At 39.1% G+C, this 15,357-nt stretch carries 15 protein-coding genes; 1 reads left to right on the forward strand and 14 read right to left on the reverse strand.

What is annotated here, in order from left to right; genetic code table 11:
- Positions 1-33 precede the first annotated feature (33 nt).
- Complete coding sequence (locus B2V22_RS08115; protein WP_290491800.1) at positions 34-1,203, reverse strand: glycosyltransferase; 1,170 nt, start codon at positions 1,201-1,203, stop codon at positions 34-36.
- A 140-nt stretch (positions 1,204-1,343) separates the two neighbouring features.
- Positions 1,344-2,510: a nucleotide sugar dehydrogenase gene (locus tag B2V22_RS08120; RefSeq protein ID WP_290491801.1), complete on the reverse strand. Its 1,167-nt coding sequence runs from the start codon at positions 2,508-2,510 to the stop codon at positions 1,344-1,346.
- Between the two features lie 172 nt (positions 2,511-2,682).
- Between B2V22_RS08120 and B2V22_RS08125 the strand changes: the two genes are divergently transcribed.
- Complete coding sequence (locus B2V22_RS08125; protein WP_290491803.1) at positions 2,683-3,798, forward strand: glycosyltransferase family 4 protein; 1,116 nt, start codon at positions 2,683-2,685, stop codon at positions 3,796-3,798.
- A 43-nt stretch (positions 3,799-3,841) separates the two neighbouring features.
- On the opposite strand, the gene B2V22_RS08130 is transcribed toward B2V22_RS08125, so the two are convergent.
- The 12 genes from B2V22_RS08130 to B2V22_RS08185 form a co-directional block, all read right to left on the reverse strand.
- Positions 3,842-4,885 carry an acyltransferase gene (locus B2V22_RS08130; RefSeq protein ID WP_290491805.1) on the reverse strand — a complete coding sequence of 348 codons (1,044 nt, stop codon included), beginning with the start codon at positions 4,883-4,885 and terminating at the stop codon, positions 3,842-3,844.
- A 198-nt stretch (positions 4,886-5,083) separates the two neighbouring features.
- On the reverse strand, positions 5,084-5,905 hold the full coding sequence (gene purR, locus B2V22_RS08135) for a pur operon repressor (protein ID WP_290491807.1): 822 nt from the start codon (positions 5,903-5,905) through the stop codon (positions 5,084-5,086).
- 161 nt (positions 5,906-6,066) lie between these two features.
- Positions 6,067-6,867 (reverse strand): metal ABC transporter permease, encoded by an 801-nt coding sequence (locus tag B2V22_RS08140; RefSeq protein WP_290491809.1) that lies wholly within the window; start codon positions 6,865-6,867, stop codon positions 6,067-6,069.
- Positions 6,825-7,520 (reverse strand): metal ABC transporter ATP-binding protein, encoded by a 696-nt coding sequence (locus tag B2V22_RS08145; protein ID WP_290491811.1) that lies wholly within the window; start codon positions 7,518-7,520, stop codon positions 6,825-6,827. The genes B2V22_RS08140 and B2V22_RS08145 overlap by 43 nt, the downstream gene beginning before the upstream one ends.
- Before the next feature lie 32 nt (positions 7,521-7,552).
- The gene (locus B2V22_RS08150; protein WP_290491812.1) at positions 7,553-8,542 is read right to left on the reverse strand and encodes a metal ABC transporter solute-binding protein, Zn/Mn family; all 990 of its coding nucleotides are present in this window, start codon (positions 8,540-8,542) and stop codon (positions 7,553-7,555) included.
- 148 nt (positions 8,543-8,690) lie between these two features.
- Complete coding sequence (gene ispE, locus B2V22_RS08155) at positions 8,691-9,572, reverse strand: 4-(cytidine 5'-diphospho)-2-C-methyl-D-erythritol kinase (RefSeq protein ID WP_290491814.1); 882 nt, start codon at positions 9,570-9,572, stop codon at positions 8,691-8,693.
- A gap of 166 nt (positions 9,573-9,738) precedes the next feature.
- A complete protein-coding gene (locus B2V22_RS08160) occupies positions 9,739-9,972 on the reverse strand; it encodes a Veg family protein (protein WP_003143068.1) in 234 nt (77 codons plus the stop codon).
- 119 nt (positions 9,973-10,091) lie between these two features.
- Positions 10,092-10,988, reverse strand: coding sequence for a 16S rRNA (adenine(1518)-N(6)/adenine(1519)-N(6))-dimethyltransferase RsmA (rsmA, locus tag B2V22_RS08165; RefSeq protein WP_290491833.1), 897 nt, complete (start codon positions 10,986-10,988; stop codon positions 10,092-10,094).
- Between the two features lie 9 nt (positions 10,989-10,997).
- Positions 10,998-11,627: a ribonuclease M5 gene (gene rnmV / locus B2V22_RS08170; RefSeq protein WP_290491835.1), complete on the reverse strand. Its 630-nt coding sequence runs from the start codon at positions 11,625-11,627 to the stop codon at positions 10,998-11,000.
- Positions 11,628-12,425, reverse strand: coding sequence for a TatD family hydrolase (locus tag B2V22_RS08175; RefSeq protein ID WP_290491837.1), 798 nt, complete (start codon positions 12,423-12,425; stop codon positions 11,628-11,630). It lies immediately after the preceding gene.
- Between the two features lie 62 nt (positions 12,426-12,487).
- Positions 12,488-14,506: a methionine--tRNA ligase gene (gene metG, locus B2V22_RS08180; RefSeq protein ID WP_290491839.1), complete on the reverse strand. Its 2,019-nt coding sequence runs from the start codon at positions 14,504-14,506 to the stop codon at positions 12,488-12,490.
- A 206-nt stretch (positions 14,507-14,712) separates the two neighbouring features.
- Positions 14,713-15,234 (reverse strand): C40 family peptidase, encoded by a 522-nt coding sequence (locus B2V22_RS08185; protein WP_290491841.1) that lies wholly within the window; start codon positions 15,232-15,234, stop codon positions 14,713-14,715.
- Positions 15,235-15,357: the final 123 nt, after the last annotated feature.

Below are 15,357 nucleotides of genomic sequence, written 5' to 3' on the forward strand. Positions count from 1 at the left end.
GCCTCCTTACTATTTAAAGCACGATAATGAATTTTAAAGTTTAAAGTCATCAATTTTCTCCACAAAGAAATCTACATACAGTTTCGCTGATGCCTCATTTGAAAAATAATTATTCTCCAAAGCAGCTAAACGTTTATCTACTGATGGAACTGATATATTAGCCATTTGTTGTAATGACTCAAGCCATACCTGTCCATCATCGTCTAAGCTACAAGTAGCAACCATCCCCAAGTCTAAGTCAACTTCAGGAGTAATCGTATCTGACATAACAGTTGGCACACCTGCACCTTGCACTTCCACAACAGTTGTTGGCAAGCCTTCAGTAAAGGACGGTAGCAGTAAAACATCTAAAGCTGGATAGAATTCAGAAATTGGACTAATTCTACCAGTAAAAATAACGGTATCTAGAATATCCAAGTCTGCTGCTTTCGCCTTCAATTCTTCTTCTAAGTTGCCTGACCCAATAATTAGAATCTTTGCATTCAGATTATTTTCTTGAATGGCTTTTGCAATTTCAAATGTTTTATCGTGATTTTTCACAGGCATTAAACGCCCAACATGGCCTATTACAAGGGTATTTTCATCAAAGTTATATCGCTTGCGCCCCGCTTCTCTATGTTGTGCATAGACATTATCCGGATTCGCATACTCCTTCAAATCAATAGAATTTGGAATAACCATAGAAGTATCTAAATTGGTCTTTGGACCAAATACGGATTTAATGGCTAAGCGACCACAACCAACAATATCAGTTGAAATCCGGGTGTTTAGTTTTTGATTAAAACCATAAACCAATTGGTCTTTCTTATTTTTGATTTTATAATCATTCACTAGATGGGCATGAATATAGAACCGCTTAACGCCATATTTTTTTGCTATACGGTAATAAGGAATTGCACGATAGCCTTCAATATGACAGTGAACTAAATCATATACCTCCTGTTCAAATGGTTTTGAAAAAGAAGATTTAAAGGCTTTGAACCCATATTTCTTTGGATTATCCAGACGGAAAATTCGGCCGCCAGTCGCTTGAATAGCTTGTTCAAATTCTTCGCTACATTCATCATAGGTGGCCACATCAAAGGTCACATTATACTTAGGCATTTGCTTGGCTTTATTTAAAATAAACGAGGAGATGCCTCCACCAAAGCCACTCATCACATGTAAAATGCGTAATTGTTTTTTATTTTTCGCTTCTTGCATCTGATACTCCTCTCAGAGTTTTATTAAAGCTCATTTTCAGAATCTTAACTATTATACTATACATTTAAAAAGTATAAACGGATAAAAAATAATGTATCTAGAAAACTCTAGATACATTGTTTAATCTATCCATTTAAAAATTAGTTGTTGTGGTAAACGTCCCGTGTAAATACTTTGTTCGGAACATCAGCTAATTCATCAGTCATTCTATTTGTAATAATAACATCCGCTTTATCTTTAAAGTCAGCTAAGTCCCCAACTACTTGATAGTTATCGTATGTCGCTTCTTTCCAAGTTGGTTCGTAGACAATGACTTCTAGACCCTTCGCTTCAAGTTGACGCATGATATCAAGAACAGCTGATTCACGGAAGTTGTCAGATGATGATTTCATTGTTAGACGGAAAATACCAACTGTTTCAGGTGATCTTTCAGCAACTGCATCCGCAATAAAGTGTTTACGCGTTTTATTTGCTTCAACAATAGCTGAAATAATGTTATTTGGTACGCCTTCAAAGTTCGCACGTAATTGTTTCGTATCTTTTGGTAAGCAGTATCCACCATACCCAAATGAAGGGTTATTGTAGTGTGTACCAATGCGTGGGTCTAATGAAATACCATCAATAATAGATTGGCTATTCAAACCTTTCATTTGTGCATAAGTATCTAATTCATTGAAGAACGATACACGCATCGCTAAATATGTATTTGCAAATAATTTAACGGCTTCAGCTTCAGTTGGTTCCATAAACAAGATATCGATATCTTGTTTTTCAGCGCCTTCAGCTAATAAGTTAGCAAATTGTTTCGCTTCATCCGTGTGGTCCCCAACAATAATACGAGAAGGATTTAAATTATCGTATAAGGCTTGTCCTTCACGTAAGAACTCTGGTGAGAATAGGATACGGTCTGTACCTTTAGCTTGACGCATTTCTTGGGTAAAGCCAACTGGAATTGTAGATTTAATAATAATTGGCGCTTTAGTATCTTGTGCTAAGACATCGTCAATTACACCTTCAACTGTTGATGTATCAAATGAGTTTGTTGTTTCATCGTAATTAGTTGGTGTTGCAACAATAACAAAATCAGCATCTTTATAAGCATCGTCTTTATCAGAAGTTGCTCGTAAGTTTAAAGGTTTTGTTGCTAAGTATTGCTCAATTTCTTTATCAGCAATATGAGCTTGTTTATTATTTAACATGTCTACAATTATAGGGTTCACTTCTAATGCTACTACCTCATTGTTTTGTGCTAGTAAAATGGCATTTGCCAATCCTACATATCCCGCTCCCACTACCGTAATTTTCATTCAAATTGCCTCCTGTGTATGGAAATATTTAATTTTTTACATATTTCATTGTAACACTTGTCGTTAATGCTTTGAAATAAATTATATCATACCTATACTTTCCCAATATTTAAAAAAAAATTAAATAGCCTTTTGGTATACTAGATATAGCATAAATTGAGGAGTTTTACCCATGAGAATCTTACATACTTGTTCTTACTATTCAACATCACCCTTGTTTCAGCAACTATTTGATCGTCAAGTAGCTGACGGACATGATATTGATGTATACGTCCCTATTTCAAACCAGTATCCTGAAGAACGGATTGCTTCTAAAGCGCCATATGCAGAGACTGTTCGTACATTTAACCAGGTTGAACGTTTTTTCTATTTCTATAAACAAAATAAAATCTATCAAGATTTAAAAAGTCGCTATAAAACGGGCGAATACGACTTAATTCACGCACATTCCCTGTTTACCAACGGCTATATGGCCTACCAAATTCATAAAGAATATGGTACACCCTATGTCGTAGCCGTTAGAAGCAATGAAGTTGCTGACTTCTTCAGAAAAGCTTTTTGGTTAAGACCCATTGGTTTAAATATTCTAAAAAACGCTAGTCAAATTATCTTTATCTCACAAAATAATTTTGAGAATACCTTTGAAAAATATATTCCCAAAAGGCTCAAAAAAGAATTACTAGCAAAAACTTTGGTCTTGCCAAACGGTATCGATCAGTTCTGGCATGAACATGCCTTTGAAAATCGCCAAGGGACTTTAAACGAGCCATTAAAAATTGTTGCGACCGCAAAAGTTCAAAAGGCAAAAAACCTACTTACTTTAGCAGATTATGTTGCCGCCTATAACCGGGATATAGCGCCAGCTGAATTACATATTATCGGTCCTAATTGGGACCAGGGTATTTTTGATGAATTATTAAAAAAACCATACGTGAATTACCACCAGCCAATGGATAAAAATCAATTAATTGCCTTTTACCGAACAGCAGATATATTTGCCCTGATATCTTCTCCAGAAACCTTTGGATTAGTTTATGTTGAAGCAATGAGCCAAGCCTTACCAGTCATTTATACCCGTGGTGAAGGTTTTGACGGTTTCTTCCCTAACAAAAAGGTTGGTGTCTCTGTAGACCGTTTTGATGTAAATGCCTTTAAGGAGGCAGTTGACTATATCAAAAAATACTACCAAGATATTTCCGCAAGTGCCTTAAAAGAGTCTAAAAAATTCCAATGGGATGATATTCATCAAGACTACATCGATATCTATAATAGAATATTACAAAACTAAAAAAATGTGCGTTGGTCGTTAGCCAACGCACATTTTTCTTTATTTATTCAGTTGTCGGATTGCCCACTCTAGTTTCTAATAAATAAAACACAAACTGCTCAACTTTGTTATATAAGTTAGTTAGCGTATAGCCGATAATCCATGATACTGTGAATACCATAACTGCCACAAAGATAATAGCCGGTATAAATGTAATTGGCGACCACTGTATAATCTGATGAATAATTGGTAGATTCCAAATAAATTCACGTACCTCAGATTGCTCATGAACCAAGTAAACACTTAAAGTATAGGCTGCTATGGTATTGATCCTTACTGACTTCACTTTGATTTGTCGAATATACATAAAGATGCAGTAGGACATGATAAATTCAAAGGGCCCGTTGTAGTTTAAAAAGTCTACTTCGGGTAAGATATATTGCAAAAAGCCCGTAATCAAGGTTAATGTTAGATACCCTATTAGATATTGATTACGGGTGAAGTCTTTAATAAATGCGCCATGTAGGCGGATATAGGCGCCTACAAAATATAAATACACGAAGAAAATTAATGAAAAACCTGAGTTAATTGATATAATTTCCTGATTGTTGACAAAAAATGGCCATACAACCCCCACCAAAGTCGATAAGAATAAGAAATGTTGATACTCTTTCTTACTAATCATATGAACAATTTTATTTAAGAAAGGAATGAATAGGTACAAGGCAAAGTAATTCGATATAAACCAGTACTCTCCCCTAAATGTGGCAAATAACTTACCTAAAATCCGCCAAATATTAAAATCGATGGCGCCAAACACCATTAGTATGGTGATTAAAATGGCTGAAACAAAACCTGGTAGCATGGCTACATGGATAATTTTTTTAATTTTTAGTTGTTTAGCATTAATTGAAAAATAGCCTGAGATAATAATATAGACATTTACACATACATATATGATGGCACGAAGTAAGGTTAGTAAGAAGTTATTCAAGCCCGTTACTTCTAACTCTACCTTCATGATGTAGTGGGTGATCACATGCGAAACTACAATCATAAACATCGCAATAATTCGAAGCAATTCAAAGTTCTGTTGTCGTTCTTTCATCTCCACATACCTTTCCACATTGAAATATTAGTTTTTATAATAAAATAGTCTATCACTTTAAATAGCTAAAATATAGAATATTACATATATTTCACAAAATACAATGGCATTTGGATTTTTAATTCCTATTAAAATAGCCAGAAAAAAGACCTATAATCCTTGTTTCCACAATGATTTACAGGTCTCTTGCAATTGTCATTAATCTTTAAACATGGTACCTAGTGTTAATTCGAATCCTTTGGCAAATGAAGGGCCTTTTTGCACTTTAATCAATGATTGGTAATCAAAGTCGATTTCGCGGTCTGGTGTATCTGATTCACATAATACAGCAATCCCCGCACATGTTGAGTTGAATTCTTTTAGCATTGAGTTCATCCCTGTGATGGTTCCCCCACCATTTAAGAAGTCATCGATTACTAATACATGTGAGCCTTCAGGTAGTGAAGATTTCGTCAGTTCCATTTTCTCTACACGGGTAGTTCCCTTAGTTGCGTAGTTGATAGAGACTGTTGAGCCTTCAGTTACTTTTGAATCACGACGCACAATAACGAATGGAATGTTCAGGTATAGTGCAACCATTTGTGCAATTGGCACACCTTTTGTTGCAATTGTCATGATAGCTGTTGCTTTTGATTCTGCATAATAGCTTGCAATAATTTTACCTATTTTGCGTAACTGATCTGGATCACTTAATAAGTCAGTTAGGTAGAAGTATCCACCTGGTAGAATCCGGTCGTCGGCAGCTTCTAATTGGTAAATTAGATTTTCAACTTCAACAATCGCGTCTTCTTTTGACATTGTTGGAATATAGATGACACCACCAGCAGCTCCAGCTACAGTTTCGATTCTCCCAAATCCACTTAATTCAAATTGTTCTTTTAAAATCGTCAAATCTTCAGAAATGGATGATTTCGCTGATTCATAACGTGACACAAAAAACGTTAAAGACACTAGCTTATGTGGGTGTGATAATAAATATTGTGTCATGTCCACTAGTCGCGGGCTACGTTTGATTTTCATATAGTCCAACCTTTCAAAATTCTTTTATATTCATATTTATTATATATTGAAAATGGTCAATTTGAAAGGATTATTTGAAATAATGTTCGTTTATTTTTTGTAAACGATAAAAAAATGAGCCAATTCTCGAAAAAACTGACTCATTTCCTAAACATTCGTAATTAGCCTTTGGTGATTTTAAGAAAACCACTTTCGATAATGAATAACAAAACAAATATGGCGACGATTGTTGCACCTGGTGGTGTGTCTAAATAATAAGACGTTGTCAGCCCAGCAAACATCCCAAACATAGCAATAATCACACCGACGATAATGACTGAATCAAAGTTTTTCACTAGTCGTAACGCAATGGCTGCTGGCATAACGATAATCGCAGATACCAGTAGTGACCCTGCAATTGGCATGATTAAGGCAATTGCCATCCCAGTAATAATTGAAAAAATGACTGAAATCATTCGAACTGGCAAACCTGCCGTATAGGCGGTGTTTTCGTCAAATGAAACGAGGTATAAGGGCCGTTTAAAAATTAAGTAGCCAGCTACAATAAACACCGCTAATCCAACCAAGATATAGACTTGTAGTGACGAAACGGTCACGATAGAACCAAAGAGGTAGGCGTTAATAGAGGCTGCTGAATCCACTTGGTTCAATAGTAGTAAGGCTAAAGCCATCCCACCAGACATCATCATAGCAACCGATATATCTGAATAATGGGCATAGACGACCCGCAAGTATTCTAAGATTAAGGCAGCTGCCGCTACGAACAAGATGGTCGTAATGGTTGGTTCAACCCCTAGTAAATAACCGAAAGCCACTCCGGCTAATGAAATATGGGCTAAGGTATCCGCCATTAATGATTGCTTGCGCATGATTAATAGGAGACCAAGGATTGGGGAAATAAATGAAATAGCGGTCGCGGCTATGAATGCCCGTCCCATGAACTCGTACTGAAACATCTCCACGGCGAATTCTCCTCTCTAACTAAATGCACACGTTTATCATAGTATTCATCAATAATATTGTCATCATGAGTTACCATCAAAATAGCTTTCCCATGTTTTTCTGTGTTGTGACGTAATAGGTCATAAAAGGCCGCGCGGGAATTCTTATCCATCCCTGTTGTCGGCTCATCTAAAATGAATAAATCTGGATCAGTCGCGAAGACGCGCGCTAAACCTACACGTTGTTTCTGTCCACCAGAAAGGTCCCCAATTTTTTTATTGCGTTGTTCTTCCATACCGACTGATTTTAAGGCTCTTTCGATATGTAATTTGTCATTGTCATCTAGTTTTTTAAACCAACGATCTTGTTGGAAACGACCAGAAGCCACAAATTCATAGACTGTACTTGGAAAACCAGCATTAAAGCTGTTCAAAGTTTGCGGCACATAGCCGATTTGTAATTTTTGACCCGAGTCATTGGTTTTAGAAATTGTAGCGGACCCTTGATCAGGTGATAAAAGGCCAAGTATATTGCGTAATAAAGTTGATTTGGCGGCGCCATTTTCCCCGGTGAGGATGACAAATTCACCCTGGTCTACGGTAAAGGAAATGTCGTTTAATACGGGTTCGTTATCCCATGAAAAGCCTAAATCTTTCACCTCTATGTAGTGCATGGTATCCCTCCATTTCTTTGTGGTTAAACTGTCTATTGAATGCCTTCAGCTAAACTTTCTAAGTTGGCCTTCACAATAGCGATAAAGCCGTCACCGTCAGCTGGATATTGATTGGTATCAACACTCTCCATTGACTGCAATTCACCTACTGTACCGCCCACTTCTGAGGCAATTGTTGTGGCAATTTCAGTAGCTCCGCCCTTCTGCCCATAGATAACAGATATATTGTTCTCTTCCATATATGAAACGATTTCCGCAATGCGTTTAGGCGATGGTTCAGCTGACTCAGTTACCCCTGTAACTGCTACTTGATGTAAACCATATCGATTGGCTAAATAACCAAAGGCCGCATGTTGCGTTAAGAAGGTTTTTGTTTCTGCAGCTTCAAAAATACTTGCATATTCATCGTGGACAGCCATCATATCGCTAGCAAATTGTCCCGCGTTTTCTTGGTAAGTTTCAGCGTTATCAGGATCTGCTTCCGTCAATGCATTGGCAATTGTCTGTGCTTCAGTGACCGCATTGACAGGATCTAACCAGGTATGTGGGTCCGTTTCGTGGCTGTGGCCCTCATGGTCATGGTCTTCTTGAGTTTCAGCATCAGTTTCCTCATCTACATGTTCTTCAGTCGTTTCTCCGACTGTTTCCACGTCGCCGTCGATCAATTCTACTTCTGAAGCAGCTTCAATAATGACTAAGTCTGGGTTATCAATCGATTCTAATAAAGTTGGTACGAATGTTTCCATGTCTTCGCTGTTATACACAAAAACATCTGCTTCATTTAAAGTCACGATATCTTGCGCACTCGGCTCATATTCATGGGCATCCGCATTCTCCATCATAACCGTTACCTTAGCACTATCCCCAACCACCGCATTGGTTAAAGCCTGCATAGGATAAAAAGTTGTTACAATCTGTAAGCTGTTATTATCACTCGATGTCGACGCCTCATTGCCACATGCTGCCAAAAAGGCGATGGCTGATAAAGCTAGCAGTCCAAAAAATCGTTTAAATTTATTCACACTGTTCTCCTTCTAAAAATTACTATATATATGAATACTTCTTCATTAAATCGTAACCGATACGATTTGACAAAAACTAATATAGCATACTTACAAAAAGCTAGCAAGTAAAAAAGGTCGAGTTTTAGCTCGACCCTTCCCCTAAAATTTATCTATCTTTGAATGCTTCATTTATTTCAGGCATCACACGTACCATATAAACTTCTTGGCAAAAACCTTTTAAGGCGTTATAAATCCGTTGACCACGGCTATAAACCTGGGTAAAGCCAATAATTGTTGGACCTGAACCAGACATCGTAACCCCGTCTGCACCAAAATCGAGCATCTGTTGTTTCAACTTGGCCAATTTCGGGTGTTGGCTAAAAGTCACCGGTTCCAAGGAATTGCCAATTGCTGCCATCAGGTCTTCATAAGACCCTGACTCTAGGGCTGCCAGTACTTTTGGCGCATTGGGTTCATAGTTTAATCGTTCAACATCTAGTTGGTTGAAAATTTTTCGTGTTGAAACCGAGATAGCTGGCTTAGCTAAAATAATCCAACATTTAGGAGCTGGTTGAATTTGGCGGATTTTTTCCCCTCGCCCTTCAACTAAAGCCGTGCCGCCCGCAATCGAATAAGCCACATCAGACCCAACCTGATTAGCCAACGCCTGCAATTCTTTCAAGGGCAAGTTGATATCCCATAGGGTGTTGAGTTTACGAAATACTGCTGCTGCGTCCGTTGACCCTCCCCCCAAACCTGCTGCGACAGGAATCCGCTTTTCAATCGAAATATGAACACCCGTCTTGATATTGCCCACTTTTTTCATGAGCTGGGCCGCTTGATAGGCATGGTTACGGTTATCTTCTGGCAAAAAGGCACGACTCGTCTCTACGATAATCTTGTCTTCTGGGATGAGCTCAAAAGTTAGGTAATCTGACAAATCGATTGACGCCATCACCATGGCTACTTCATGGTAATTGTCTGAACGACGAAATAATATATCTTGAGCAAGGTTGATCTTTGCCGGTGCTACTTCTCCCTCGATCATAAGCAAACCTCCCGTCCAATATTTTTTCCGTATAATTACTAATAAGTTTACCAAAAATATCACGGATTAAAAAGAAAAAAACCACAATATCAAGCACTTCACAGATGAAGCTAGATACTGACGGTTTTCAATGTCGTATATAATATATATATATCATTTCAATCGCTTATTCGAATTCGATTTCGACTGATTCAGTTAACACATCGGAATAGCTATAGCAGATGCGTTCAAATTTGTTTTCTTCTTGGTCTAGTTCAACCACGAAAACAGCAGGGAAAGTGTCACTTAGCACCCCTTGGCGTTTCATCACGCGTTTACGACCAATCTGTTGTGTTAGATGGACGCGTTCACCGATTTTTCCTTCAAGTTCCGCTTTAATAGTTGCAATATTATTTGGCATGCCCTCACCTCTTTACCACACAGTATACCATAAAATGCAAGATATTTAAATACCATTTTTGTCTTTTATTGTCAACAATTATAATGGTAGAAATAGGTGAGAATTTTAGCCAGATAATCTTAATCTTGGAAGATTAAGTCTTCTTTATACAGGGCGTCTGCCAAGTGTCCAAAATCTGCAATCGTTAACGTTTCTGCCCGTTGTTTTTGGTCAATACCTGCAATCTCAAGGGCTTTTAACATTTTTTCAACAACGGCTTCCTCTTTTCCAAAGGCAGCCCGTAAGTTATTCCAAATGGTCTTACGTCGTTGTTTGAAACTAGACCGTACTAATTGGAAGAAAAATGCTTCATTTTCAACAGTGATTCTTGGTTTCTCCAGCTTTTTTAAAGCCAAGATAGCCGAGTCTACGTTAGGTTGCGGGTTAAAAACAGTCCGCGGTACGGTAAAGGCGATTTCCGCGTCACAGTAGTATTGAATAGCTACTGATAATGACCCGTAAGCCTTCGTTCCTGGAGCTGCTGTCAATCGTTCTGCCACCTCTTTTTGCATCATCAAGATGAATTGGTCGAAGTGGAAGCTAGCTTCAAGTAAATTGAAGATGATTGGCGTTGTAATATAATACGGCAAGTTAGCCACTACAACCGTCCGCTCAGCAGGTGGGAAAGCCGCCATTGTCGCATTCAAGTCCGCTTCCAAGATATCTTGGTGCTTGATTGTTACGTTGTCATAATCACTTAGGGTATCGGCTAAAACTGGTAACAAGCGTTGGTCAATTTCAAAAGCCAATACTTCCTTGGCGTTGATGGCTAAGAACTCCGTTAAAGCACCAATCCCCGGTCCGATTTCAATGGCGTTGGTATCCTTGTCCACCCCTGCTACGTCCACCATATGTTGTAGGATTTGCGGTTCAGTCAGGAAGTTTTGCCCCAAAGACTTTTTCGCATCTAAATTGAATTTCTTTAAGATGGCACCCGTTCTTGAAGGCGTTGCGATATATTTAAATGGTTCATTCATAATTTTCACCTATTTCTTTTGGTAATTTTCAAGCACTGCTGCCACTTGGTCTAACGATATCCGGAAAAGGGCTAACCGTTTCGCAAGCTGTTTGCCGTTGACATAACCCAAGTGTAGCTGGCTAGATAAGTATTCTCTTCTGTCTTTGGCATCCGGTGCCCCAATCAACCTTAAGGCAATCAAGTCTTTTTGTGCGATAGGTTCAACCGCGTTTCCTTCTGGATCAGCCAGCTGGTAAACATTGGCCAGCGCCTTTTCAATCGCTGTATCAGAGGCATGCTCAACCCCTAAACTCCCCTTATGACTTGGCTTCGCCTCATCTCGTTCAATAAAGGCATGTTGAACACCAGGTACAGCGTCCACAACAGCTTGACGAATCTTAGTGCCTGAGATATCTGGATCTGTAAAGACAATCACCCCATGGAGTTCATGAGCTTTCTTGATTTCAAGCAAGGTCCGTTCATCAACCGCTGACCCGTTAGTTTCAATAGTTGTGACTTGGTAGAGCCGGTTTAACCGTTGGGTATCTGACTTGCCCTCAACCACAATCACCTGTTTAATCTGTTTCTTCTGTTCGGAAGAGGTTTTTTCAACTTTCGCCATCTCTACCTGTCTGTCTTCAGCCGTCATATCACGCATCTACTTTCTCTTAACCAATTGTTGGCCATCAAAATCCAGTGCGAATACATCCAAAGCATTTTGGAAGGTTTGCGCTTCAAAGTCTGCAATTGAACTTTCACGAGTTGCCGCCAAAGTCTCTGCCACATAGGCTACAAAGGCTGATTCATTACGTTTGCCTCGTTTTGGTACCGGCGCTAAATACGGCGAATCCGTCTCAATCAAAATCTTATCATCAGGCACCAATTTAGCAGCTTCCCGCACTTCGACTGTCTTTTTAAAAGTCGATACCCCGGAAAAAGAGACGTGCATGCCTAAATCTAGGAATTTCTCGGCCCATTCAGGCGTTTCACCAAAGGAATGCATAATGCCACCGAAGTCGCCCACCTTTTCTTCTTTTAAAATGCGGTAGCAATCAGCCGTCGCCTCCCGGTTATGGATGACAATAGGCAACTGTAATTCGCGGGCAATCGCTAGTTGACGTCGGAAAGCTTTTTCTTGTACGTCACGGGGACTAGTATCCCAGTAATAATCCAAGCCTGTTTCCCCAACCGCCACTACCCGTTCATCTTCTAAAGTAGATAATAGGTATTTTTCAGCATCAGCATTGTAATCCACCGCTTCAGTTGGATGCCAGCCGTAAATCCCTACCATGTCCCCATTTTCCTTGACCATTTCTTGGGCTCGGTTAATGGTATTGTAGTTAAAACCTACTAGGGCAAATCCCTTTACCCCAGCATGTCTAGCCCGAGTGATGGTTTCATCGCGGTCGTCATCAAAATCATCTACATTTAAATGTGTGTGCGTATCAAATAACATATTTTTCCTTTCTTAACTTAGAAAAAGGGGCTGTGACAACCAGCCCCTTCATCACGTTATCATTAAGCTATTTCACTACCATTTGCAGCGTCTTCAGGTGCAAATACAACTTGTAGTTTACTCTCGTGTTCTGCAGAAAGAATCATTCCTTGAGAAACTTCACCCTTCATCTTACGCGGTTTTAAGTTAGCGATGATGCAAACTTTTTTCCCGATTAAAACACTTGGATCTGGATAGAATTCACGAATACCAGATAGGATTTGACGGTGACCCTTGTCTCCTGCATCCAATCTGAATTTCAATAATTTGTCTGCCCCTTCAACGAAGTCAGCATCAATCACTTCAGCAACCTTGATTTCAACCTTATCGAATACATCATATTTGATTTGGCTATCTTTAACGGATACCAATTCAGTTTCTTCAGGGTTGAAGCTTTCATCTTCTTCCTCGTCGCCAGCTGGTTTATTGGCAGCCATTTGCGCTTGGATATAAGCAACTTCTTCATCGTGGTCTAGACGTGGGAAGATTGGTTGCCCTTTTTCAACTACTTTCGCTGTTTCTGGGTATAAACCAACTTTGGCATTTTCAAAGCCTGCGTCAGCGTCGAAATCTAAACCTAATTGTTCAAAGATGTTAGCTGGTGTTTCAACCATAACTGGTTGGATTAGGATGGCAATCACACGTAATGAGTCTACCAAGTGGTACATCACTGATTGTAGTTTACTTGCTTCTGCTTCATCTTTGGCCAAGATCCAAGGCGCTGTTTCATCAATATATTTGTTGGTACGAGAGATGATTTCCCAAACGTGGTCTAAGGCTACACTGAATTGTAGGTCATCCATTGATTGACGGTATGTAGCTACTTCAGATGTGATTAAATCTTCTAATGGTGCATCAAAGTCAGTAATTTGACCTGGGTAAGCACCCACTTGACCACCCAAGTACTTGTTAACCATTGAAACAGTACGATTCAATAAGTTTCCTAAGTCATTGGCCAAGTCATAGTTAATACGGTTGATGAAGTTGTCAGGGGTAAAGATACCGTCATGACCAAATTTCACTTCGCGCATCAAGTAGTAACGTAAGGCATCTAGACCGTAACGTTCAACTAGCATTTCTGGGTAAACAACGTTCCCTTTAGATTTAGACATTTTACCATCCTGCATCAATAACCAACCGTGGCCAAAGATTTGTTTTGGTAGTGGTAAGTCTAATGCCATCAACATAATTGGCCAATAAATCGTATGGAAACGAACGATTTCTTTCCCTACAAAATGGATATTTGCTGGCCAGTATTTGTCAAAGTTTTCGGCATCCGCATTTGGGTAGCCTAAAGCTGTAATATAGTTGGCTAAAGCGTCAATCCAAACGTAGACAACATGTTTAGGGTTAGATTTAACCGGCACTCCCCAGTTGAATGATGTACGTGAAACCGCCAAGTCTTCTAAACCTGGTTTAATGAAGTTGTTGATCATTTCATTTTTACGGGTTTCAGGTTGGATGAATGTCGGGTTCTCTTCGTAGTATTGTAGTAAACGATCAGCGTATTTACTCATCTTGAAGAAGTAAGATTCTTCTTTCACTAATTCTACGTCGTGACCAGATGGCGCTTTACCACCGATTACTTTGCCGTTTTCATCTTTGTAAACTTCTTCTAATTGGGTTTCAGTGAAGAACTCCTCATCAGAAACTGAGTACCAACCTTCATATTCACCTAGGTAAATATCGCCTTGTTCTAATAAGCGTTCGAAGATGTATTGAATGGCTTCAATATGTTGTTGGCTTGAAGTACGCATGAAAATATCGTTTGAAATCTTCATTGTCTTCCAAAGTTCTTGCATGCCAGCCGCCATACCATCAACGTATTCTTGCGGTGAAATGCCTTGTTCTTCAGCTTTTTGTTGGATTTTTTGTCCGTGCTCGTCGGCACCAGTTAAAAACATCACATCAAAACCGTTTGCACGTTTGTAACGCGCAAGTGTGTCAGATGCTACTGTTGTATAGGTATTTCCAATATGTAATTTACCACTTGGGTAATAGATCGGTGTTGTAATATAAAATGTTTCTTTATTTTCAGCCACGAATGAGTGCCCCCTAATATTTGTCTATTCTCTTTCCGTAATAGTATATCATAATTTACCAGTATTTTAATGGGGTTCGACGACATTTACGATCACTCGTGTAACGAATAATTGATAATATGCTAATGATTCAATTTGAAAAATGGCAAATCTGCCCTAAGCTGATTCACTAGTCTACCTACTTATCTACTTACTAGACTAATTATTTACAGATCATTAATCACTCGGTTAGCGAACTGTGGGGCAAATCGGCCAACATGGCCGTATGAAACAGCCTTTCCTGGACTTGGAGAGTGTAAATAATAACCATCCTCAAGGGCCAAGGCGACGTGGTAAACCTGGTCGCCTTCTTCAAAAAAATATAGGTCGCCAGGTTGAACATTTTTTAAGTCTACAGGCTGGCCAAAATATTGCTGTTGATTGGTTGTACGTGGCATATATAGGCCGTTTGTCTTGAAAATATATTCAATAAAACCAGAACAATCAAAACCAGATAAATCATTGCCACCCCAAATATAAGGAATGCCAATCATGTCATTGGCTGTGGTCAGGATGGCTTGCCGTTTAGTGGTTGCGGACTTGAATGGTAGGTATGCATTTTGATCACTAGCTTGTAGTGACGCTATTGTGCCCTTCCCCTTGGCATCAATGGCTTGTTCGGGAAAGGCCAGTGCAACCACTGTGAATAAGGCGGCCAGCAAGTACAAGAGACTTCTTTTTCTAAACATATTAATCACTCCTTTATTGGTTATAACAGGGCTATCATATCAGGTTAAAATCCTTGTTGCTATAGGCTTTACACAAGTTTTACCAAGCATTTTTTGGGTGTTTTCACGTATACGGATTATGGG

It is taken from the genome of Aerococcus sp. UBA6277, assembly GCF_002440555.1.
In the GTDB taxonomy this organism is placed as follows: domain Bacteria; phylum Bacillota; class Bacilli; order Lactobacillales; family Aerococcaceae; genus Aerococcus.